Source organism: Candidatus Thiodiazotropha endolucinida, from assembly GCF_001715975.1.
In the GTDB taxonomy this organism is placed as follows: Bacteria; Pseudomonadota; Gammaproteobacteria; order Chromatiales; family Chromatiaceae; genus Thiodiazotropha; species Thiodiazotropha endolucinida.
On the sequence record NZ_MARB01000005.1, the window covers coordinates 1 to 21,679 of the forward strand.

Below are 21,679 nucleotides of genomic sequence, written 5' to 3' on the forward strand. Positions count from 1 at the left end.
GCCCGGATTTGAGCGCGTATGATCCGGTGGTGCAGCACGCCATGGATAAGCTCAACGATCAGTTTGAACGGCGGACCTTGCGCAGTATTCGCCAGGGGGCGGAGGCGGCGGGCCAGACGGGGGGGACCCGAGAGGGCATCGCCGAAGGCTTGGCGGCGCAGGGCTTGACGGAGGCGCAGTCGGGGTTGGCCAACGACTTTTATTTGAATGCGTACCGGGATGCGCAGTCGCGGGTGTTGCCGGCGACGGAGCTGGGTGCGCGGCTAAATGAGCGGGCGACCCAGGGCCGGCTTTCCAATCAGCTGCAGTTGTTGCGGCAAAACGCGTACGAGGAGGATCAGGCATCCCGGTATCTTGACCGGATGATGGCGCTTTGGGGTTATCCGGGGAATCGACATTGGGAGAATCTGGATCGTTACAGCCGGTTGATTCAGGGGATGAACCTGGGGAACTCGGTGAGTCAACCGTTGCACCGCAACAAGTGGGCGGGTGCGTTGGGCGGGGGGTTGTCGGGTTATGCGGCCACGGGTAATCCCTTGGGCGCGGGTCTGGGTGTCTTGGCGGGGTTGTTGGGCGGTGGACGATGAAGCAAGGAGAGCGGGATGAGCGGCAGGTTTGCGAATTTATTTGATTGGGACGGCATGATGACGGACCCGAACCGGCGGGCGATGCTGGGGATGGGGATGAGTTTGTTGGGGGACTCGGGGTATAGCCGGGTGCCGGTGACGTTGAGCCAGGCGCTGGGCCGGGGTTTTTTGCAGGGACTGGATCAGCATGGGCAGGCGGAACAGGCGCAGCTGGCGGCCGAGGCGCGCCGGGTGGAACAAGCGGAGGCGGAGGCGCGCCGTGCCGAGGCGCAGTTTAAACAAGATCTGATGCGGGAAAGGCTGGGGTTTGAGCAAAACAAGTTCAGTCATCAGCAGGCGAAGGATCGTGATGCGGCGGCGCAACGGGCGCGGCTGTTGGGCCTTCTTGGCCCGCGGGGTTCGGCGGGGCCGCCCGGGCCATCAGCGCCATCCGGGATAGCACCGCCCGGGCCATCAGCGCCGCCGGACCACAATCCCGATCTGACGGGAGGCACAGGCTCACCTGGTGAGCCTGTGCCTGGACCCGCGGGGCCTGGTGATCCCGGCGGTCAACAGGGTTTTCCATTGACCCCGCGTGAAGCGATGGCGCTGAAGGCGGCGGGTCTGCCGGATTTCACCGACGACGTGGCGGATCATCAGCGTCAGCAATTGGCGCAACAAAAGTTTGCGTACCAGCAGAAGAAGGACGACAAGGACTTCCACTACAAGATCAACGAAAAGCGGATCGATGATCTCCGATCGGCGCATGACCAATTGCGGGACGCGCCCGAGCGTTATCATCGGTTGGAGGAGGCGGAGGCGTTGTTGGACCAGGGGATTTTTAGCGGTTCGCTGTTTGATCGGGTGGTGCATTCTTTCAATAAAAATATCCCGATGGACGTGCAGGGATTGGCGCGCACGGAGGCGTATGTCGCGCTGATGGGCCATGAGGTGCTTGCGATCATCAAGGGATTTGGGTCGGGCACGGCGATTTCGGATAAGGACCGGGAGTATGCGCAGGCGATTGCGGGGGGAGAACTAGCGCTCAATGAAGCGAGTTTGAAAAAAATTATCGGGATTGCGAAAAAGGGGATCCGGAACAGCCTGCAGCACTGGAATGAAGATCTGCCGAACCGGCAGCGGGGACTTGAGGCTTATTTTCCGGAGTCAATGAACTTTGAGGTGCCGGGGCAGGCGGAGCCGGCGAAACCTGTGGATCAATGGGCGGACGAAGAGCTGCTCGAGTATTTGGGATGGTAAATCAACATGGATGCGAAAGTGACAAGGGAAGCGGTGATGCGGGAAGCGGAAAAACGGGGCCTGCTTCCTGACAGGCAAGCAATCCTGGATGAAGCACGCCGTCGGGGACTTGGGGCGGCACCCCTGCCCCAGGCCGAACCGCTGTACGACATACCGATGCCGGCATCGCTGTCGGGGGGTGTGGTGGATGGGATGGCCCGGGGCTTGGAGGACCTGCTGGACAGTTCGGCGCAGCTGATGGCGCCTACTCTGGAGGCGGTTGCGCCGTCGGGAGGGGTGTTGCATGGGATGGCCCGGGGCGTGAGGGATCCGTGGGACACTGGGAAGCAGCTGGCGGCGCATACTCTGGAGGCGGTTGCGCCGTCGGGGAGCGGGTTTGAAAAGTGGGCGCAGTCGCATCGTCAAAACACCGACCGGGAGGTGAATGCGGGGCTGGACCGTTACCGGCAGGCCCGGCAAAAAGCGGGCAAGGGCGACGATTTTGACTGGGGGCGTTATCTTTTAAACCCGTGGAATTTTGTCGGTGGTGTGGGCTTGGCGGCGAAGATACCGCAGGCGACGGGTTACCTTGGACGGATTGGCGCGGGGCTTGCGGGCGGTGGTCTGTTCAATGCGGCGGCGACGCCGGTGGAGTCGGGCAAGGATTTTTGGGCTGAAAAGGCCCACCAGGCGAAGGTGGGGGCGGTGTTGGGGGGCGCCTTGCCGGCGGTGACCCACCCTGTATCGGGTCTGCTGCGCATGAGGTTGCCCGCCGATGCCAAGCGGCTGATCGATCAAGGGGTATACCCTCCGGTGGGCGGGCTGTTGGGGGATCACGCCAAGCGGGTGGAGGATATACTGCGCTCTATGCCGGGCGGTGGCAATTTTATTAAAAATGCCTATCTTGAGGCCACGGACGAGTTCAATGAAGCGGCGGTGAATCAGGTGCTGGGGAAAGTGGGGGAACGGATGGTGCGAGAGGCACCGGGGCATGCTCAGATCGAGGCCTTGGAAAATCGCTTGTCAGAGCGCTATGAGGCGTTAATGCCGCATCTGCACGGTCGGCTTGACTGGCCGTTTCAACAGGCATTGATGGCGATTCAACAAAAAGCCGGGCGCGAGTTGCCCCCCGATGAGCTGAAACTGTTTAACAACTTCCTCGAGCATGATGTGCTGTGGCGTTTCGGTGAGCACGGCGGGATCGGCGGGCATAAGTTGAAAGAGGTGGATACGGCGCTGGGCCAGCAGAGCATGAAAGACATCAAGGCGGCCAATCAGCAGAACAAGAATAACAAAGGGGAGCTATTGCGGGATGTACGGGATGCGTTTCATGAGATGTTGGCGCGTTATAGTCCCGAACATGCTGCGGAGCTCAAGACGCTGAATGAGGCGTGGACGCATTATAAGATCCTGGAAGAAGCGGCCAAGAAGGCGAGCCAGAATGGGGGCGTTTTTACGCCGAGGCGCTTGTTAACCGCGAGCAAGAAAAAGGATACCTCCAAGGATCAACGGGCGACTGCGCAAGGGCGTGCGCGGTTTCAGAAGTATGGGCAGGCGGGCGAGCGTTATTTGGGGAACGTGGAGCCGAATTCAGGGACGGCGGAGCGGATGCTGTTGAATCAGGATTGGTTGACTCAAGGCGCGGCCACGGTGAATGGGCTTCTGTTTGGCTGGCCCTATCTGACGGGGGTGCGTCAGGGGATGGCGAAGAGGTTGGCGAAGAAGTTGGGTGAGGATAGCCCGGAAACCGCGGCGATGGCGAAGCTGTTCCAGCAGCTGGGCCTCGGCGGGGTGCCGATGGGGGTGTCGGGTGTGACGGGGACCTGGGAATGAGGTGGCTTATACGTTTGAGACAAGCACCCCGAGGACCATGATGATGACGAGGATGAGGAGTAGGCGGTCGACCCATTTGACGGTTTTTTGTTTTTGAGAATGCGTGGTCATGCGAGAAAGGGCTCCGATGGAAAAAATTGTTGATGCCACAGATTTTAAGCAACAGTGCATAAAAAAAGGCTATCGGTTACAAAGTATTGATTTTAGCAAAGCAGAGCTGTGCAAAGCACTCCTTTGCGGGAGTGCGGATCATCCCGAGCTCACGCTGACTAACCCGCGTTTCATGGAGACGGATTTACGCTTGGCGCATTGTGTGAATTGGCGCTGCAAGCAGGCGAGATTTGAGCGGAGCGACTGTACGGGGACGCGCTTTTACGGTTGTAATTTTGTCGAGGTGGAGTTTAAGGATGTTACCTATTTTGATCCGGATTCGCCGGTGTTTCCGGCGATGTTTGTCGGGAGCGAGTTGAATTTTGCCGATTTTGAGGGCGAGGATTTGCAGCATGTCGCGTTCGTGAATTGCGTGTTGCGGGATGCGAACTTCAAGGATTGCGATTTGCGATATGCCCGCTTTGTGGATTGTGACCTGGCCGGTGCGAATTTTACCCATGCGTCGATAGATGGGATAAATTTGCACGGTTCGCAGCTGGAAGCGGGGCAACTGAAGACGGCGGAAGCCGACGATTGGACGACGGTGTGCGTGCAGGAGACAGGGCATACGCTTGCGGCGTTGAGGGGTACGGTTTAACCCACAGGGAAGGAGTGGATGGACATGGAACGTTTGATGATACGGCTGGGACGGCTGGTGTGGATGGGTTGTTTGATGCTGGGCCTGGTGGGCCTGATGCTGAGCCTGGAGACGCGGTTGTCATGGGGTAACGAGGCGCCGGATTACGAACGGTTCCGGCAGAGTATGGCGCGGCCCTGGTACCTTAAGCCGGCCTTACGTGAAAGCGTGGGAGAGCTGGTTGACTTAATGGATCCTCGCACGACGGGATTTAATGAGGTCAGGGTATTTGACACGCAGCAAGGAATCTACCGCGTCTACCAGGGGACGGTGTTTACTCATACCGGGTATGCGCAAGCGCGTCAGCATATGCCGAGGAGGAGCATCAAGGCTCAGTTACAGGTTGTCATCGATGGTGTAACGACGGGTAAAAGTTACTATGGACGTGATCCTGGGTGGAGGGGGAGTTATTGGCGCGAGCCAGGCGCATCGGAGGGGCTTTGGGTGGTGCAGAAAAATCATGCGGTGATCGGCCACCCGGTGGTGGTCGAGGTTTCCGTGGTGGCGGCGCACGTTATCGAGGCGTGGGTCGTCAGCGGCCGCCTGCGGCGGGCGATGCCCTAAACCCATTTATCTAAAGCGTCCAGGTCGTTGATTGGTTCCTGAGGAGGGTGGTCTAATAAACCAAAGAGTTTCTTCAAGTCACTTACTGCTTGTTCTAGTTCGAGTGTATTTATGTAGAGATGTACACTGGCTCGCCAATCTTTCTCCTTGTCATCATTGTAGCTGGCAAATTCTATAGCCAGAGTTGTGTGGCCTGCTAAGGCATCGGTGATGATTGATAACTCAGGCGAATCTAATGGGGCCCACTCCGAATATCTTTCGCAGTTTTTAGAAGGATGCTCTTCGCAGGGTTCAGAAAATTGTTCTTTGATATGCTGAACATGTGAACTAAAAATATTAATCAAGTCATAGGCTGCATTCTCGGGCACCCATGCTTTTTTTTGTACCGTAATGACGGCAGGGCTTTCATAAGCAATTGTAACGTACTCTCCATCTCTATCGTAAAATTTAAGCGATGCAGATGAAGACGAGGATTTTATGATTACCTCAGATGTATTGTTCATTTAGAGCACCCTTTCTTTGGTGTTGGGGGAAGGTCTTTGCATGCCTTTGATTATGCGCTATCGTTTAGTTATTGGAGTATTTGATCTGGAATCGCTTACTTGCGATCTTCTGGTTTACCTCTTGCCGTGTTAAGACTGAAATTACTGACCCTGGTGGCCCTATCTTGTCGGTGGGGGAGGTCCACATAACGACCCCGCCAGACTCGCGTAAAACATAGACGAGGCGTTTATTTTTTGTGTCCCAATAGGGCGTTCCCCTATTGATGATTTGTATTGCTGTGCTTGCGGTCATTCTATTATCGACACATTGCGGGTCGAGGCATAGGCGTTCCCGTGCGTGTGGGCTGAAAAAACGGCCTTGAAAAAAGAGATAGTCACGTTTTTCCCACTTTTTTATAACCCCTTTGGCCAGCCATCGAATGACACTCCGTTTCTCACGGTGATGTGGGCCTTGGATGGCTGTTTGGAAGTCTGAGCCAGGTGGCAGTGCGGGGTCGTTGGCGAAGGTGGTCTGAGTGATGGCTAACAGTAAGATCGCCCCCGATAGGGACAAGGCGAATGGTAGTTTGTGGCGTATCATGCAAGTCCCCCCGTTCAGCATGTTTTTTTGCAGTTTAGCAATGGGGTATGGATCCGCAAAGGGTTATTTATTTTTTGCGCGCACCTTGGCGATGAGGTTGCTCATGACGGTTTCGAATTGTCTGGCCATGTGGGGTCCCATGTAGCAGCCATAGGCGTAGAGGACGAAGTCCATTTTGCTGGGCCAATCGAGGCTGTCGGCGATGAAGATGGCGCCGATGCCGGAGAAGACGGAGCCGAAGAAATAGCGCAGGTAGCCGCGGCCACAGAGTTTTTGGTCCTGGTTGTGGGCATAGTAACCGGTGATGGATCCGGAGACCAAGATCGCGATCAGTATGAGGCTTTGGATCAGGGGGTCATCGATCCAGGCATGCACCCTATCCATGATCACTGCCGTTGTTGTTCGGGGTCAGTTGACGGTTTTTCAGCCATTCGGTGACGTTGAAGTTGGGACAGGTTTTGCGGGGATCAAGGTCCCGATGCCCGCAGATAACCCGGATGGGGTAGCGTCGGCACCAGTCTTGTATGAGTGCGGCGAGGCTGTCCATTTGGGCCGGTGTGAACTGGTTGCGGCCGACCAGGCAAACGCCAAGCGAGCCTTTGTTGTGTCCCTTGCAGTGAGCGCCGGACCAGTATTCGGGTCGGCCGTGCTCGATGACAGCGTCACGCCGAATGATGCGGTGATAGCCGATGCCATCGAAGTTGAAGGGGGGTTGGCGATGCCAGGCGTGGATAGTTTGGGCCCCGATGTCCCGGTGATCCGGGGTGTCGGAACAGTGTACAATGATTTTTGAGATACTTACGTCCATGTAAGGTGTCCTCAAAACAAGGAGAGTTAACGATGTCTATGGCAGCCCTTATGGGAATCAGCGCGGCCCTGTCCTCGGAGTCGATCAATTCGGCGCTTGAATCACAAGTTAAACCGGTGATGTCGGTGGTCGAGAAGGTCCACCAGTATACCCCACTGGGTCTTTTGACAGACTGGATTTCTCTGGGGACGACGGAAGCGGAGGTCTGGGCGCCGTCGGATGAGGCGCAGGAGGCGATTTACCAGCAAATGACGAATCAGCTGAGCTTGGCGATGGAATGGCGGCTAGCGCCGACGATAGCGCTGTTGCCGTGGCAGGGGCAAGCGTCCTGGGACGAGCTGTATGAGGAGATGTTGGGCGAGCCCAAAGATTTTGCAGAGCGTCATCAGGAGCGTTATGGTGGTCGCTTACCGTTCAGTGAGGCCCCTGAGACCCATGCGGTCTACCGTGATTTTTTTGCATCGGACAGGGAGGTCAGTGACGATGGTGCAGAACGTTAAGCTGCCAAGCTGGCAGGGGATTAAATCCTTCGCAAAGCGGGTGGGCCAGTGGGGTAAGGTTGCGCCGAAAGCGGTTGATATCGAGATGGAGTCAGTGTCAGGGGTCGGGGTGCGGGATAGTATGAGGCCCGGGTTCGTACACGGTGTTAAGTGGACGGCCAATAATGAGATCTACAGAGATTTAAGCGAGCCCCTGGTCAAGGAAACGAAATTCAGTTCGCCAATGCGTGCCCGTGCGGCTGAACGCTTATCGGTTTCCCCTGTGGCGTCACCCCAGTACACCACACTTCAAAGCATCAAGACGGGCGAAGCGCTCAAGCAGGCCTATGCTGAGGTTAACCCCTTTGATGACGTCAAGCGGCTGCTAAAAGACGAGACCAGGCTCGGTGCCCTTCACCAACACAATGTAAATCCCGTTTCGTCGTTGGGCGGCGAGAAGATTACGCCGCAACAGTTGTTCAAAAACATAAAGGGGGAATTACTGCCCTACGGACAGATGCGATCGAACGTGGCGGCTGCGATGGGACGAATTGAAAGCTATGATTACCCGCATGCTGAATCCCCCAAAAGCCATTTAAAACGAATCAAAGCGGCAGAAAAGCAACTGAAGTCAAATGAGAAGGTGACGAAACGGGTGCTTAAAAACGCCAAGCAAGCGGTGTCGAAGCACATCGACGATGCTGTTCGGCAACAACAGCGTGTATTTGGTGACAACATTAAGGCCAGCCGGTCGGAACTCAGCGCGTTGCGTAAAAATTTGAGGATGGACTTGAAGCGGATCCAGACCGAGTCTATCAAATCGAATGACATAGCGCTTAAAAATGTAGGCGCGCGGTCACCCTCAGTATTGTCCCGGACCTCCTCTACGTCTTCGGTTAACTCCATATTATCGAATGCGAGCATAGGCTCAACGGGTAGCGTGGATGTCGGGGTCGACCCGGCGTCTCGAACGGCGCGTCAGCCGGGATTGAGCGGTGGCAAACCGTATGCCTCAGCTAAGCCTTATACGTTCAGTGGCGTGGGTGAGGCGGATCGCTATTCCGCCGCCCGGGAGGTGCCCTTGCGAACGGGGTCAATGAAAGATTTGTCCCGGGTGCCAGGCCATGGTGTGCGTACGTCTGATTATGATGACTATAAGCCGATAAGTGAGGCGGATCGCGCGGCAAAATTTGACCGGCGGTGGCGGGCTGGCCGTGAGGCGATCAACAATAAACAGACGGAGATCAACAATGAATTACAGCGGGTCAGGGCATTACGGTCAGTGAGGCGTCAGCTTAAAAAAGGGCTGAACGGAGAGGCGGATAGCGTTTTAGGCAACGCCATGAATGATCATAAAAAGCTGAAGTCGGATCTCAAAGGGGTCAAAAAGCAGGTGAAAAAGGGGCTATCCGCAGAAAAGGCGGCAGCTCGATCAGCCCGCTTTGCGGGCATGCGTGCCCGCATGCTCCGCTTTTTTCGGTGAATCCACTGCTTAATTGGTCACTCGCGAGAAACGTTTAGGGTTCCGCGCCGTGAGGCGCGGGTTCATGAACGTTTATCGGGAGTCTAAAACCACCGCTATTTGTTATATTTTCGCTCTGTCGGGTCAAGGGTTAGTTCTAATCGTGGGTCTATCTCATTTGCCCAGGCTTGCATCAGATGTCTTCGTTTTTCGAAAAGATCGCCGCGGCGGTAGGCGGCTTCCACCTTGTTTTTGATGGTGTGTGCGAGGGCCATTTCGACGACGTCCGAGGGGTAATGGGTGACTTCGCCAGCCCAGTCCCGGAAACTTGAACGGAAGCCGTGGGGCACATAGTGGCCCTTTTCGCCCTTGGTCCCATACCCCCTTTTGCGCATGAGTTGCAGTAATGCCATGGTGCTGAGCGGCCGCCCTTTGCGTGCGCCCGGAAAGAGGTAGGGATTACCCTTGATGCGGGGGAGCGCCCGCAACACGGTAATGGCTTGTCTGGAGAGGGGCACCCGGTGTTCGCGTTTGCGGTTTTTCATTCTTACCCGGGGGAGGGTCCAGACTTGTTGATCGAGATCAATTTCATCCCAGGTGGCGTTTAGCACCTCGCTGGTGCGGGTGGCGGTGAAGATCAGGAACTGCAGGGCGGCTGCCGAGATACTCTTTTTGTTTTCCAGTGCCGCCATGAAGTCGGGGAGCTAGCTATAGGGCATGGCGGATTGGTGCTTTACGGTTTTAATCCTTGCGGGTCTGGGCAGGATTTTATCGAGATTGCCGCGCCATCGAGCGGGGTTATTGTCGCAATAGCCATGGACGATGGCATAGTCGAGGATATTTTCAATGCGTGCCTGGACCCGTTTAGCGGTTTCGGTTTTTGTGTGCCAGATGGGGTTAAGGATTGCGGTGATGTGCTCGATAGTGATGGCGTGCACAGGCTTGTCGCCGATTACGGGGATGGCATAGGTCTTGAGCGTGCTGATCCACTGTTTGGCGTGCTTGTGGTTGTCCCAGGCGCGGCGTTGTGTGCGGATGTGGCGAGCGGCGGCGGTGAAGGTGGGGATGGTGGCCAAGTGTTTTTTAATATTTTTAGATGTTTGCCTGTTTTTTTCGCGTGCCTGTGCGCGGGCGATTCTGGGGTCGATGCCCTCTTTGGCCATTGCTCTGTATTTTCCGGAGATTGCTCGTGCCTGCTCGAGGTTGAGGTCGCGTAGGGAGCCCAATCCCATTTCGTGCTGCTTGCCGTCGTAGGTGAATCGAAGTGACCATCGTTTTTGATGGTTTTTACTGACTCTTAGGGTGAGTCCGCCGCCGTCAGCGTATGTTCCCGGTGCGGCGTGTTTGATTTTGCGTTCTGAGAGTTTATAGATTGGCATACTTTACCTCACTGTATGTCACTAGACCGCCCCGTTTTTTGCAAAATTTTGGGCGATTTTGTGTAGTCACCGCGCGAAATTGTGTTATTCTCCAAACCGCTTTAGCCCGTATCCGGGGGAAGCTTTGAATAAAATATTCAAAAAAAATGTGTTCGCGCGTGTCAATTGTCAGCGTAAACAGGGCAAAGTGTCAGTCTCCGATGTTGGCGGACGTCCGCTCCGCCAACTTTGATCATCAACGGGGTATCTGGCAGATACCCCGTTTTTGTTTTCGACGTATGGCACCTGGTCAACTTGCCTCAGGTGTAAATAAGTGAGTCACTGGTCATGCTTCAGGTTATCAGAGATAAAGCGCAGGGTTGGATCGCATGGGCGATCGTAATATTGATTTCGATTCCATTCGCACTTTGGGGAATCCAATCCTATCTGGGAGTCGGTTCCGAACCTATTGCGGCAACAGTCAACGGTGCCGAAATTAACGAACGTACCCTGGATAATCAGTACCAGCGCTTCCGTCAGCAACTGCGCGAGCAGCTCGGTGCAGCCTATCGTCCGGAAATGTTCGATGACGCCAGGATGCGCAAAGAGGTGTTAAACCGTCTGATAAGGGATGAACTGGTGCAACAGACTTCCAACAGGATGGGATTACGTGCGGGAAGCAACATGATCCAAGCCTCGATACTGAGTATGCCGACGTTTCAAAAGGATGGGCGCTATGACCAGCAGACCTATGAACGTGCATTGCGCTTACAGGGTCTCTCACCCGCTGGTTTCGAAGATCGCGTACGTCGTGCCTTGGTTGCGGAACAGCTGTCACAGGCGGTTAATGCAGGTAGTTTTGTCACTCCGAAAGAACTCAATGAGAGTCAAAGGTTATTGAAACAGACCCGTGAATTATCCTATTTCGTGGTTCCCGCCAGTGATTTCAAACTAAGTGATGAACTCTCCGATGATGAAATCAAGGCCTATTACGAAGCCAACCAAAGTGCCTTTATTTCGCCTGAAAAGGTTAAGGTCGAGTATATTCTGTTGGATGCCGGGACTGCAGGCGGCACCATTGATGTCGATGAAGAACGTCTTCGCGGTTACTATGAGAACAATCAGGATGAGTTCGGTATTCCAGAGCAGCGCCAGGCCAGCCACATCCTGATTCTGGCGGCTGCAGATGCGGATCAATCGACAGTGGATGAAGCGAAGGCAAAGATCGATGCCTTGGCCGAAAGAGTGCGTAATGGTGAATCATTCGAGGAACTGGCCAAACAGAACTCCCAGGACCCTGGTTCCGCTGCCTCGGGCGGTGATTTGGGTTTCTTTGGAAAAGGAATTATGGACCCGGCATTTGAGTCCGCTGTCTATGCCCTCCAGGAGGGTGGGGTGAGCGAGCCTGTGCGTACCAGTTTCGGTTTCCATCTAATCAAGCTGACAGGGATCAAGGATGGGACTGTCAAACCGTTTGAAGAGGCACGGACTGAAATAGAGGCGGCCTATCGCAAGTTTGAGGGTGAGCGACTCTATTTTGAACTGGCGGAGCAGCTTGCCGATCTGAGCTATGAGGATCCGGGCAGTCTGGAATCTGCCGCGTCCGTATTGGAGCTTAGTATTCAGCAGAGTGACTGGATTACCCGGGAGCAGGGTGCAGGTGTATTCGCCAATCTCAAGGTGAGGACGGCAGCCTACAGTGACGATGTGCTGAAAGAGCATAACAACAGTGAATTGATCGAGATCGATGGTACCAGCTCACTGGTGCTACGGGTCCTTGATCATCAGGAGTCCTCTGTGCTGCCGCTGGATGAGGTGAAACAACAGATCACCGAGACCCTGCAGCAGCAAAAGGCCGAACAGCAGGCCCAGGCCGAGGCAGAGAAACGAATGGCTGAAATGGCCGCAGGTGCCCCCTTATCGGATGTTGCGGAAAGCTATGCCGTGACCGGGCCAATGACGGTGGATCGAAATGACCGGCAAATCCCGCCGGGATTGTCGAGCGCGCTTTTTCGCACGGCAAAGCCGGCTGCTGGTGGATCGTCGCCTGGCACTGCACGGCTTGCCGGTGGAGACTTTGCCGTCTATCTGCTGACGGGTGTCACAGAGGGTAGTGCTGACGATAAGAGTAATCTACAGCAGCAAGAGAGCCTGCGCCGTATGCTCGGCAGGGATCACTATGAAATGGTGTTGACCGATCTGGAATCCCGTGCGGATATCGAAATCCTGCTGAATACCGATAGCGAATAGGTCGGTTTCGACTCGCTATCAAGCGGTGCCGAGAATGTGGTATCCCGAGTCTACATAGATAATATCCCCGGTGATTCCCGAGGCAAGATCGGAACAGAGAAATGCCGTGGTATTGCCCACCTCTTCAATGGTGACGTTGCGGCGTAATGGATTTCTTTTCTCCGCCTCGTCGAGCATGCCCTTGAAATTTTTGATCCCAGACGCAGCCAGGGTCCTGATCGGGCCTGCGGATACAGCATTGACCCGGATACCTTCGGGGCCGAGTGATTCGGCCAAATAACGAACGTTTGCCTCCAGGCTCGCCTTCGCCACTCCCATGACATTGTAGTTGGGGACCGTGCGTACTGCGCCAAGGTAGCTCATGGTGACCAGGGATGCGTTTCGACCCTGCATCAATGGTCGTCCGGCCTTGGCGAGCGCGGCAAAGCTGTAGGAACTGATATCGTGAGCCAATGCGAAACCCTCACGTGTCAGATTGTCAAGATAGCCGCCTTCCAAATGGTCGCGGGGTGCGAACCCCACCGCATGCACGATGGCGTCAAGATGACCCCACTGTTGTTCCAGGGCGCCGAACAGGTCTGCGATCTGTTGGTCACTGGTGACATCCAGGGGCATAACAATGTCTGCAGCAAACTTTTCGGCGGCATCGTCGACGCGTTTTTTAAGTTTTTCCGTCTGATAGGTGAGCGCCAGTTCAGCGCCTTCGCGGTGCATGGCCCCGGCAACACCCCAAGCGATGGAGCGGTTACTGGCAATGCCGACAATGAGTACGCGTTTGTTTTGTAAAAAGCCCATGGAACAATTCCTTACAGGAGTTATCGATATATGCACTGGGACTGGCATATAGACAGACTCACTTAGAGTTAAACTACGTAACTTACCGGAATTTATCTTCAGCGAAAAGTGCAGGTGATGTGTTCGGGACCACATGAAAAACCTATACCCTGTTTCTTCATTGTTCACATCACATCGGATTGCTTACTCTTTCAAGTCCCGGGAAAGCATAATAGACTCTCTAGGGCCTGTTGGATTAGTGTTGACAGGCCCTGGTTTTTTTAATCATTTATCCTGGGTCACAGGAGTAACTTCATGCAGCGACGCTTAAACGGTCGGGATGTTCTTTATTTCGGTGGTCTTGCACTGGTGTTGATCACCATCGTCCTGGTTATGTATATGATCGACCGGCAATGGCAGAAGATGTCTCGCATGGAACAGTTGATGCGTGAGCAGGCTGGAGACATCCGGGAGATAACAGGTCAGGTCAGAAGCCTGGATCAACGCATCCAACAAGGGGTCAATCTGGCACAACAAAGCGGTTCATCTCAGCAGGGTCAAATGCCCACGGCATTCGAGCGGGCCTATGCCGTTACCCAGCAGCCCGATTACAGTCAGGGGGACTGGCTGGTGCAGGCATTCGGTGTCAACCTGAAATCCCTGACCCCGTTTATTTCACAGGACGTCTACTCATCCCAGGTGCAGAGTTATATTCTGGAAACCTTGCTGATCCGTAATCCTGATACCCTGGAGTGGCAGGGGCTGTTGGCCCATGATTGGTCCGTCAGCGAGGATGGTCTTACCTTTATCTTCAAACTTCGAGAAGGATTGCAGTTCTCGGACGGCTTGCCGCTGACGGCTGAGGATGTGGTTTTTACCTTTGAGTTTATCATGACCGAGGCGATTCAGGCGCCGCGGGAGAGGGCCTATTACGCAAAGATCGAATCGGTGGAGGCCCTCGATCCACTGACGGTAAAATTCCAGTTTGCCGAACCCTACTTCAATGCACTCTCACTGGCCGGGGGTATGGAGATCATGCCGAAACACTTCTACCGGCCCTACCTCGAGGATCCCAACAGCTTCAACCAATCAAAGGGGCTGTTGTTGGGTTCAGGTCCCTATCGTCTTGAAGACCCGAAGGGTTGGGCGCCGGATAAAGGCGGTGTGGAGCTGCGTCGCAACCCCCGTTACTGGGGACCTGTGGAACCGGCCTTCGACCGCCTTATCTGGCGTGTGATCGAAAACGACAGCGCGCGACTCACCACGTTCCGCAACGGTGAGATCGATACCTATGGTTCGCGGCCTCGGGAATATCAGCAGTTGATCGATGATGAGCAGATCGGTGATAAGGCTCAGCATTGGGAGTATATGAGTCCGGTGGCGGGCTACTCCTATATTGGCTGGAATCAGCTGCGTAACGACGAGCCGACCCGGTTCGAAAATACTGAGGTGAGGCAGGCGATGACCTATTTGATCGATCGCCAGCGCATTGTCGATGAGATCTATCTCGGTTATGCAGAGGTCGCCGTGAGTCCATTCAGCGCCAGCAGTAAGCAGCATGATCCCGCCACTACGGCGCGCAACTATGATCAGGCAATGGGGATTGAGCTGCTATCCAAGGCGGGGTATGCCGACCGTGATGGAGACGGCATCCTCGAGGACAGTGACGGCAAGTCATTCGAATTCGAGCTGGTCTATTTTCAGGGTAATGAGGATACCGGACGAATGGTGTTGTTTCTGAAGGATATGCTGGCCCGTGCCGGTATCCTGCTGCAGCCGAAGCCCACTGAGTGGTCGGTGATGCTCGATCTGATGAAGAAGCGGGATTTCGATGCCATTACACTGGGGTGGAGCAGTGGTCTTGAAACTGATCTCTATCAGATGTTTCACAGCAGTCAGATCGCAGGAGGCGGAAACAACTTCATCAACTACAGCAACCCGGAGTTGGATCGCCTGATCGAGGAGGCGCGGGCTACCGTGGATGAAAAGAAGCGTATGCCTCTGTGGCGTCAGGCAGAGGCCCATCTCTTCAACGATCAGCCCTATACCTTTCTGAGGCGGAGCAAGAGCCTGGTGTTCATCGACCGGCGCTTGCGTAACGTGGTCAATACCAAGGTCGGCCTCAACCTGGGACAAGTGCCTCTAGAGAACTATGTCCCCATCGTTGAGCAGCGATACACCCAATAGATGCTGACCTATCTGCTTAGACGTCTGCTGTTGATGTTGCCCACATTGCTGGGCATTACTCTGGTGGTGTTCGTGGTCATGGCCGCATCGCCCGGTGGTATCAGCGCCCAGAGTCTGGTGGAGGGGCAGAACCTGGACCCGGAGGCGAAGAAAGAGATCGAGGCCTATTACAATCGTCTCTACGGGCTGGATGATCCCCCCTATCTGCAATATCTCCGTTGGTTGAATAATGTCTCGCCAATCGGTTTTACCTTCGATGAAGAGAATCGGATGAGCGGCTTCTCCTTCACCAAAGGCTCCGACCTGGGGCGCAGTTTTCGCTATGGGCGCCCGGTCACAGAGCTGCTCTCGGAAAGAGTGCCCATTACCATCCTATTGAATGTTCTGAGTATCCCGATCGTCTATCTGTTGGCGCTGCTGGTTGGCGTGCGCGCGGCAGTCGAGCGGGGACGCTCCTTCGATGTCAGCAGCGGCATGATCATGCTCGCACTCTGGTCGGTGCCGACCATGCTTGCAGGTGTGCTGATGATCGGTTTTTTCGCCAATGAGCAGTATTGGCGTTGGTTCCCCACCGCCGGTTTGAGTGATCGACAGGTACTCGACCAGGTGTTCATGCCCCATTGGTCGAGCCTGTGGGATATAGCCCTGTTGTTCATGGTTGTTATGCTAGCGATCTCACTCTTTCTGGCGTTGGGACGTCTTGCCCTGCGACCTTTCAGGGAGATCATATTCGGTCTTGTTTGGGCATTGTTGGGAACGGCCATGGTCTATCAATTGCCTGAGGCGCAACGTTCCCTGTCATTGTGGATCGGCATTCCAGCCATCTTCGCCCTGCTTGCCGCCTGGCTGGCAAGCAGTGACTACCGCCTGTTGCGACAGCTCGGATTCCTCACCACCGGTCTCCTGGTGGGGCTTCTGCTCGCGGTCTACTGGATGCAGGGAAACTGGGTGAGGGGATTTCTGCTGGATCGGCTTTGGCATCTGGCGCTGCCGGTGATCTGTCTCGCCTATGGCGGTTTTGCCGGCCTTGCCAAGTTGACCCGCACCGCGGTGTTGGAGAACCTGCTCTCCGATTATGCGCGCACCGCCAGGGCCAAGGGGCTGGCGGAAGCGGTGGTGCTGTGGCGACATGTTTTCCGCAACAGCCTGCTTCCCCTGATCACCGTGGCTGCCAGTCTGCTGCCCAGCCTGTTGGCGGGTTCGATTATCGTGGAAAGCATTTTCAGTATTGAGGGTATGGGCAAACTTGCGGTGGAGGCGGTGCAGACCAGGGACCGTGAATTGGTATTGTCGATCACGCTTATCGGTGGTTGTCTGACCCTGTTGGGTTATCTGCTGGCCGATATATTGTATGCCTTGGCCGATCCGCGGGTGAGTTATGAGTAGGACGGCGAAGAGACGTCAGAGCTACTGGCGCAGGATTCTCGGCCAGACCTTTATCCGCTGGGGCGCACGCCTCGGTTTGCTGTGGGTGGGGATCCTCGCCCTGGTGGGCGTTTTCGCCCCCTTCCTTGCCAGCAGCTTTCCATTGTTGCTCAGTCATGAGGGTGTGATCAGAAGTCCGGTGCTGAACTATCTGCAACCGGTCGATGTGCTCTTTCTAGTAGCTTTCATCACCCTGTTGCTGCTCTATCCCTGGCAGATCACACTGCTGCGTAAGTTTTTGATCATGCTCTCCGTGCTGGCGGTGGCGGCGCTGTTCGCTTACCTCTGGGTCAAGCCTCAGCAACTGGTTATCTATGAGCAGTACCGGGTCGCGGATGCCGCCGGTGAATATGACTGGGTGGTCTACGCGCCGGTTCCCTTCTCACCGAAGGATTACCAGAGGGACCGGGGCGATACCGGCTTGGAGGCGCCCCTTTCGCAACAGTCGCGGGCCCATTGGTTTGGTACCGAACAGAATGGGGCCGATGTACTCAGTCGCATGGTCCATGCCTCCAGGATTGCCCTCGGCATTGGCTTCGTGGCCACTGGGATAGCCATGTTGCTGGGGATCATTATCGGTGGCCTGATGGGCTATTTCTCCGGTGTTGTGGATATCCTCGGTATGCGCCTGGTGGAGATATTCGAGGCTGTGCCGACCCTGTTTCTGTTGTTGACCTTTGTCGCCTTCTTCGGTCGCAGCCTCTATATCATGATGGTGATCATCGGTATCACCAGCTGGCCAGGTTATGCGCGTTATGTGCGCGCCGAGTTTTTGCGTCTGCGCAAGCAGGATTTTGTCCAGGCGGCCGAGGCGGCGGGCCTGCCGCTGCCTTCGATTCTGTTTCGTCACATGTTGCCCAACGGCATGGGTCCGGTATTGGTGGCGGCCAGTTTCGGTGTGGCATCGGCGATTCTCGCCGAGGCGACGTTGAGCTTCCTCGGGCTTGGCCTGGTGGATGATCCCTCCTGGGGTGAAATGCTCAATCAGGCGGTGCAGTCATCCCGCTTCAACTGGTGGATGGCGGCCTTTCCCGGCGGCGCCATCTTTCTCACGGTCTTTGCCTATAACCTGATCGGTGAATCGTTGCGAGATGCCATCGATCCCTATCTGAGCAAGTCGGGCTGATGTTACTGTCGGTGAAACAGCTCCATACCTGGTTTCAGCACCAGGGACGAACCATCAAGGCCGTTGATGAGGTCAGCTTCGAAATTGCACGCGGGGAAACTTTCTGCCTGGTCGGTGAATCGGGCAGCGGTAAATCGATCACTGCACTTTCGATCATGCAGCTGCTGCCGAAATCCAACCTGAAAAGACATACGGGTGAGATCCACTTTCATGCCCAGGATGAAGCGCCGGTGGATCTGGCTGGCCTGAGTGAGGCTGAGATGCAGCAGGTGCGGGGAGGGAGGATCGCCATGATCTTCCAGGAACCCATGAGTTCACTGAATCCCGTTTTTACCATCGGCGAACAGATCCTCGAGGCAGTAAGACTCCACTTTCCCGAACTCTCCGAAGGGGAGGCATGGCAACGGGTATTGGAATCTCTGGAGGCGGTACAGCTGCCCGATCCGCAGACCCGGGTCCACAGCTTTCCCCATCAGCTGTCGGGGGGGCAGCGTCAACGCGTGATGATCGCCATGGCCATGGCCTGTGAGCCCGACCTGTTGATTGCCGATGAACCCACCACGGCGTTGGATGTCACGGTTCAGCGTGAGATCCTGCGATTGATGAAGACCCTGCAGCAGCGTACAAGCATGGCAATTCTGTTTATCACCCATGATTTCGGTGTAGTCTGCCAGATTGCCGACCGCGTCGGTGTCATGCAGCGGGGCAAACTGGTCGAGACCGGTGACACCGAGCAGATTATTCACCGTCCCGGCCATAGCTATACCCAGGCATTGATTGCCGCCCTGCCGGAGAATCTGGCCCGCAACCAGCCCCATGAACAGCGTGCTGATCAGATGCCGTTGATCAGGCTGTCCCGGCTGGAGATCCATTTTCCGGTGCGAAAGGGGTTGCTGCGGCGGGTCGTCGATCAGGTGCGCGCGGTGGACGGTGTCGATCTGGAGATACCCCGCGGAGAGATTCTGGCGCTGGTCGGTGAATCGGGTAGCGGCAAGACGACTCTGGGGCGGGGTATCCTGCGCCTGACCGAACCCACCGCCGGTCGTGTGGCATTCGATGATACCGATATCACAGAGATGAACAGGTCGCAGCTCAGGCGTTTTCGCCGCCATATGCAGATCATCTTTCAGGATCCCATCTCATCCCTGAACCCACGTTTGAGTATTGCCGCTATCCTGACTGAAGCGATGAAGGTCCATGGGATCGGTGAAAATCAGGAAGCGCGTATCGAGATAGCGAGAGACCTGCTGGATCAGGTACAGATGGAGGAGGATACCTTGTGGCGCTATCCGCATGAATTTTCCGGCGGTCAGCGGCAGCGGATCGGTATTGCGAGGGCGCTCTCCCTGAATCCCTCTTTTATAGTATGTGACGAGATCACCAGTGCTCTGGATGTCTCCGTGCAGGCGGAAATCTTGCGCATGCTGCTGGATCTGCGAGCCAAGCATGGGCTCACCCTGCTGTTCATTACTCACAATATCGGTGTGGTGGAGTATGTCAGCGACCGCACTGCAGTGATGTACCAGGGCAAGATCGTCGAACAGGGGAGAACCGAGGATATTGTCAATCGTCCGAGCAATCGATATACGCAACAGCTGATCGCTGCGGTACCGAGGGTGCCGGTCTGATCCATGATCGATCACTTGCTGAAGATCAGCGGTCTGCGGCTCACGTTGAAAAGCGCAAACAGCAGGCTGCGTGTTGTTGAAGATCTCGACCTTGAGATTCAGCAGGGTGAGACATTTGCTCTGGTAGGCGAATCGGGTTGCGGCAAGTCGATGACTGCGCTGTCGTTGATGCGATTGTTACCACCCTCCGTCCACATCGAAGCGGGAAGGATCGATTTCAACGGTTTCGATCTGGTGGGTCTGGATCGGCAATCGATACGGCGCCTGCGTGGTGGTCAGATGGGCATGGTATTTCAGGAGCCGATGACCTCGCTCAATCCGTTGATGAGTATCGGCCGACAGATTGCTGAAGCGGTGACGCTGCACGATGATTTGATGAAGAGTGCGGTCAACCGGCGTGTCATCGAGTTATTGCAGGCTGTTGCAATTCCGGATCCTGAGCGCTGTATCCATCGTTATCCCCATCAGCTCTCCGGTGGGATGAAACAGCGGGTGATGATTGCAATGGCGCTGGCGGGAAATCCCAAACTTCTGATTGCCGATGAGCCCACCACTGCCCTCGATGTCACCATGCAAGCCCAGATTCTGGGTCTGATGAAGCACTTGCAGCAGGCAAAGGGCATGTCGATCCTGTTGATTACGCACGATCTGGGTGTGGTAGCGGAGATGGCGGATCGGGTTGCTGTCATGTATGCGGGTGAGATCGTCGAGAGCGCCGAGATAGGCGCTTTTTTTCGCCATCCCAGGCATCCCTACAGTCGTTTGCTGTTCGCTTCACTGCCCGAGCGCAGGCGTCCGGGCGAAAAGCTGGCCGTGATCGGAGGCGCTGTTCCAGCCTTGGGCACCGAATTCGTCGGCTGCCGCTTTGTTGCGCGTTGTGACCAGAGCAGGCAGGCCTGTCATGAGACGATACCAGACTGGCTGCCGGGAGAAAGTCGTTCCGGGGTGCGTTGTCTGCTCTACAGGGATGAGACGTTGAAGCTGAATGTGAATGATACGGATCGCGTGTCACATCATTCCTTGCCGGCCAGAGATGGGAAACCGCTGTTATCGGTCGAGAGTCTGCGGGTGCACTTTCCTGTCCGTAAGGGGTTGCTGCAACCTGTGGTCGGTCAGCTCAAGGCAGTGGATGGTGTCGACCTGGATATCGCCCGAGGATCGGTGGTGGCATTGGTCGGCGAGTCGGGATGTGGCAAGTCCACACTGGGCAAAGCGATTCTAAAGCTCATCGACTCGACCGGGGGACAAATTGTAATCGACGGTAAGTCGCTTAGCGGCATGCGAGGGAGAGATCTGAGACGCCTGCGTGGTGATATCCAGATTATCTTCCAGGATCCGGTTTCATCGATGAATCCCAGGATGAGGGTGGTTGATATCGTTGCCGAGGGCATCCATGCCCAAGGTACCCATAGTGGAGCTGCGCTAAGGCGGCGCGTCGAGTCTCTTTTGCAGCAGGTCGGTCTGCCGACATCGGCTGCCAATAGATATCCTCATGAATTTTCCGGCGGTCAGCGGCAGCGTATCTGTGTGGCGCGGGCGCTGGCGGTGGAGCCACGTCTGATTGTCTGTGACGAACCGACCAGTGCACTGGATCTTTCAGTACAGGCGCAAATCCTCAATCTGCTCAAGGGATTGCAGGGTGAGCTCGGACTCTCCTATCTGTTTATATCGCACGATATCTCCGTGGTGGCATATATGGCTGACGAAATTGCAGTCATGTATCTGGGCAAAATAGTGGAGAGGGGGCGGACCGATGAGGTTTTGAGGCATCCTCAGCACCCCTATACACGTGCACTGCTCTCAGCTGTCCCTGTACCCGATCCAGGCCGGCAGCGAACAGTAATTCAATTGCCGGGAGAACCACCATCACCGGTCACACCGCCCAGTGGGTGCCATTTTCATCCGCGTTGTCCGCAAGCTGAAGCGAATTGTGGATCAGCCTATCCTGAAGAGAAACACATCTCTGAGACGCATAAGGTCAGCTGCTTTCGTGTCAGTGTTGGCAAGCCATAATAGGTTTTGTTAACACAAATCAAATTCCAGTAGTTTAAATTCAATAAAGTAATCCGGAAGTTGTGCCGATCTCGCTATGAGGGTGAATTTCACTCAA

General features: G+C 55.5%; 19 protein-coding genes. 13 read left to right on the top strand and 6 right to left on the bottom strand.

Annotated features, from left to right (window positions below):
- The 5 genes from CODIS_RS21150 to CODIS_RS05010 form a co-directional block, all read left to right on the top strand.
- Positions 1 to 587, top strand: a 587-nt coding sequence (locus CODIS_RS21150; protein ID WP_162420138.1) for a hypothetical protein, incomplete at its 5' end; no start/stop codon positions are given.
- 96 nt (positions 588 to 683) lie between these two features.
- Positions 684 to 1,826 (top strand): collagen-like protein, encoded by a 1,143-nt coding sequence (locus CODIS_RS04995; protein ID WP_154723013.1) that lies wholly within the window; start codon positions 684 to 686, stop codon positions 1,824 to 1,826.
- Between the two features lie 6 nt (positions 1,827 to 1,832).
- Complete coding sequence (locus CODIS_RS05000; RefSeq protein WP_069121792.1) at positions 1,833 to 3,638, top strand: hypothetical protein; 1,806 nt, start codon at positions 1,833 to 1,835, stop codon at positions 3,636 to 3,638.
- Between the two features lie 127 nt (positions 3,639 to 3,765).
- Positions 3,766 to 4,386 carry a pentapeptide repeat-containing protein gene (locus CODIS_RS05005; RefSeq protein WP_162420140.1) on the top strand — a complete coding sequence of 207 codons (621 nt, stop codon included), beginning with the start codon at positions 3,766 to 3,768 and terminating at the stop codon, positions 4,384 to 4,386.
- A gap of 57 nt (positions 4,387 to 4,443) precedes the next feature.
- Entirely contained in the window at positions 4,444 to 4,989 is a 546-nt protein-coding gene (locus tag CODIS_RS05010; protein WP_154723014.1) for a hypothetical protein, read from the top strand.
- On the opposite strand, the gene CODIS_RS05015 is transcribed toward CODIS_RS05010, so the two are convergent.
- From CODIS_RS05015 to CODIS_RS20410, 3 genes are all read right to left on the bottom strand, one after another.
- On the bottom strand, positions 4,986 to 5,492 hold the full coding sequence (locus CODIS_RS05015; protein ID WP_069121795.1) for a hypothetical protein: 507 nt from the start codon (positions 5,490 to 5,492) through the stop codon (positions 4,986 to 4,988). The two genes, CODIS_RS05010 and CODIS_RS05015, sit on opposite strands and share 4 nt — an antisense overlap.
- A gap of 643 nt (positions 5,493 to 6,135) precedes the next feature.
- A complete protein-coding gene (locus CODIS_RS05025; RefSeq protein WP_069121797.1) occupies positions 6,136 to 6,456 on the bottom strand; it encodes a hypothetical protein in 321 nt (106 codons plus the stop codon).
- A complete protein-coding gene (locus CODIS_RS20410) occupies positions 6,449 to 6,880 on the bottom strand; it encodes an N-acetylmuramoyl-L-alanine amidase (RefSeq protein WP_083220568.1) in 432 nt (143 codons plus the stop codon). The genes CODIS_RS05025 and CODIS_RS20410 overlap by 8 nt, the downstream gene beginning before the upstream one ends.
- A gap of 32 nt (positions 6,881 to 6,912) precedes the next feature.
- On the opposite strand from CODIS_RS20410, the gene CODIS_RS05035 reads away from it, so the two are divergent.
- Both CODIS_RS05035 and CODIS_RS05040 read left to right on the top strand, forming a co-directional pair.
- Positions 6,913 to 7,380 carry a hypothetical protein gene (locus CODIS_RS05035; protein WP_154723015.1) on the top strand — a complete coding sequence of 156 codons (468 nt, stop codon included), beginning with the start codon at positions 6,913 to 6,915 and terminating at the stop codon, positions 7,378 to 7,380.
- Complete coding sequence (locus CODIS_RS05040; protein ID WP_069121800.1) at positions 7,364 to 8,842, top strand: hypothetical protein; 1,479 nt, start codon at positions 7,364 to 7,366, stop codon at positions 8,840 to 8,842. Before CODIS_RS05035 ends, CODIS_RS05040 begins: the two co-directional genes overlap by 17 nt.
- Before the next feature lie 95 nt (positions 8,843 to 8,937).
- Here CODIS_RS05040 and CODIS_RS21640 read toward each other — a convergent pair whose 3' ends face one another.
- A complete protein-coding gene (locus CODIS_RS21640; RefSeq protein WP_320410400.1) occupies positions 8,938 to 9,513 on the bottom strand; it encodes a tyrosine-type recombinase/integrase in 576 nt (191 codons plus the stop codon).
- A gap of 12 nt (positions 9,514 to 9,525) precedes the next feature.
- On the bottom strand, positions 9,526 to 10,200 hold the full coding sequence (locus CODIS_RS21645) for a tyrosine-type recombinase/integrase (protein ID WP_320410401.1): 675 nt from the start codon (positions 10,198 to 10,200) through the stop codon (positions 9,526 to 9,528).
- 327 nt (positions 10,201 to 10,527) lie between these two features.
- Here CODIS_RS21645 and CODIS_RS05050 point away from each other — a divergent pair, with 327 nt between their 5' ends.
- Complete coding sequence (locus CODIS_RS05050; RefSeq protein ID WP_069121801.1) at positions 10,528 to 12,429, top strand: SurA N-terminal domain-containing protein; 1,902 nt, start codon at positions 10,528 to 10,530, stop codon at positions 12,427 to 12,429.
- An 18-nt stretch (positions 12,430 to 12,447) separates the two neighbouring features.
- On the opposite strand, the gene CODIS_RS05055 is transcribed toward CODIS_RS05050, so the two are convergent.
- Positions 12,448 to 13,224, bottom strand: a complete 777-nt coding sequence (locus CODIS_RS05055) for an enoyl-ACP reductase FabI (RefSeq protein ID WP_069121802.1) — start codon at positions 13,222 to 13,224, stop codon at positions 12,448 to 12,450.
- A gap of 294 nt (positions 13,225 to 13,518) precedes the next feature.
- Here CODIS_RS05055 and CODIS_RS05060 point away from each other — a divergent pair, with 294 nt between their 5' ends.
- The 5 genes from CODIS_RS05060 to CODIS_RS05080 are packed head-to-tail and all read left to right on the top strand — an operon-like array spanning position 13,519 to position 21,582.
- Complete coding sequence (locus tag CODIS_RS05060) at positions 13,519 to 15,390, top strand: peptide-binding protein (protein ID WP_069121803.1); 1,872 nt, start codon at positions 13,519 to 13,521, stop codon at positions 15,388 to 15,390.
- Entirely contained in the window at positions 15,391 to 16,776 is a 1,386-nt protein-coding gene (locus CODIS_RS05065) for an ABC transporter permease (protein ID WP_069121804.1), read from the top strand.
- Complete coding sequence (locus tag CODIS_RS05070) at positions 16,769 to 17,941, top strand: ABC transporter permease (protein WP_069121805.1); 1,173 nt, start codon at positions 16,769 to 16,771, stop codon at positions 17,939 to 17,941. Before CODIS_RS05065 ends, CODIS_RS05070 begins: the two co-directional genes overlap by 8 nt.
- Positions 17,941 to 19,569 carry an ABC transporter ATP-binding protein gene (locus tag CODIS_RS05075; protein ID WP_069121806.1) on the top strand — a complete coding sequence of 543 codons (1,629 nt, stop codon included), beginning with the start codon at positions 17,941 to 17,943 and terminating at the stop codon, positions 19,567 to 19,569. The genes CODIS_RS05070 and CODIS_RS05075 overlap by 1 nt, the downstream gene beginning before the upstream one ends.
- 3 nt (positions 19,570 to 19,572) lie before the next feature.
- The gene (locus CODIS_RS05080; RefSeq protein ID WP_069121807.1) at positions 19,573 to 21,582 is read left to right on the top strand and encodes an ABC transporter ATP-binding protein; all 2,010 of its coding nucleotides are present in this window, start codon (positions 19,573 to 19,575) and stop codon (positions 21,580 to 21,582) included.
- Positions 21,583 to 21,679: the final 97 nt, after the last annotated feature.

Excerpts from the sequence above, each read along its gene's own strand:
- CODIS_RS04995 (WP_154723013.1), top strand. The coding sequence starts at position 684 with ATGAGTTTGTTGGGGGACTCGGGGTATAGCCGGGTGCCGGTGACGTTG.
- CODIS_RS05000 (WP_069121792.1), top strand. The coding sequence starts at position 1,833 with ATGGATGCGAAAGTGACAAGGGAAGCGGTGATGCGGGAAGCGGAAAAA.
- CODIS_RS05005 (WP_162420140.1), top strand. The coding sequence starts at position 3,766 with ATGGAAAAAATTGTTGATGCCACAGATTTTAAGCAACAGTGCATAAAA.
- CODIS_RS05015 (WP_069121795.1), bottom strand. The coding sequence starts at position 5,492 with ATGAACAATACATCTGAGGTAATCATAAAATCCTCGTCTTCATCTGCA.
- CODIS_RS05025 (WP_069121797.1), bottom strand. The coding sequence starts at position 6,456 with ATGGATAGGGTGCATGCCTGGATCGATGACCCCCTGATCCAAAGCCTC.
- CODIS_RS20410 (WP_083220568.1), bottom strand. The coding sequence starts at position 6,880 with ATGGACGTAAGTATCTCAAAAATCATTGTACACTGTTCCGACACCCCG.
- CODIS_RS05035 (WP_154723015.1), top strand. The coding sequence starts at position 6,913 with ATGTCTATGGCAGCCCTTATGGGAATCAGCGCGGCCCTGTCCTCGGAG.
- CODIS_RS05040 (WP_069121800.1), top strand. The coding sequence starts at position 7,364 with ATGGTGCAGAACGTTAAGCTGCCAAGCTGGCAGGGGATTAAATCCTTC.
- CODIS_RS21640 (WP_320410400.1), bottom strand. The coding sequence starts at position 9,513 with ATGGCGGCACTGGAAAACAAAAAGAGTATCTCGGCAGCCGCCCTGCAG.
- CODIS_RS21645 (WP_320410401.1), bottom strand. The coding sequence starts at position 10,200 with ATGCCAATCTATAAACTCTCAGAACGCAAAATCAAACACGCCGCACCG.
- CODIS_RS05050 (WP_069121801.1), top strand. The coding sequence starts at position 10,528 with ATGCTTCAGGTTATCAGAGATAAAGCGCAGGGTTGGATCGCATGGGCG.
- CODIS_RS05055 (WP_069121802.1), bottom strand. The coding sequence starts at position 13,224 with ATGGGCTTTTTACAAAACAAACGCGTACTCATTGTCGGCATTGCCAGT.
- CODIS_RS05060 (WP_069121803.1), top strand. The coding sequence starts at position 13,519 with ATGCAGCGACGCTTAAACGGTCGGGATGTTCTTTATTTCGGTGGTCTT.
- CODIS_RS05065 (WP_069121804.1), top strand. The coding sequence starts at position 15,391 with ATGCTGACCTATCTGCTTAGACGTCTGCTGTTGATGTTGCCCACATTG.
- CODIS_RS05070 (WP_069121805.1), top strand. The coding sequence starts at position 16,769 with ATGAGTAGGACGGCGAAGAGACGTCAGAGCTACTGGCGCAGGATTCTC.
- CODIS_RS05075 (WP_069121806.1), top strand. The coding sequence starts at position 17,941 with ATGTTACTGTCGGTGAAACAGCTCCATACCTGGTTTCAGCACCAGGGA.
- CODIS_RS05080 (WP_069121807.1), top strand. The coding sequence starts at position 19,573 with ATGATCGATCACTTGCTGAAGATCAGCGGTCTGCGGCTCACGTTGAAA.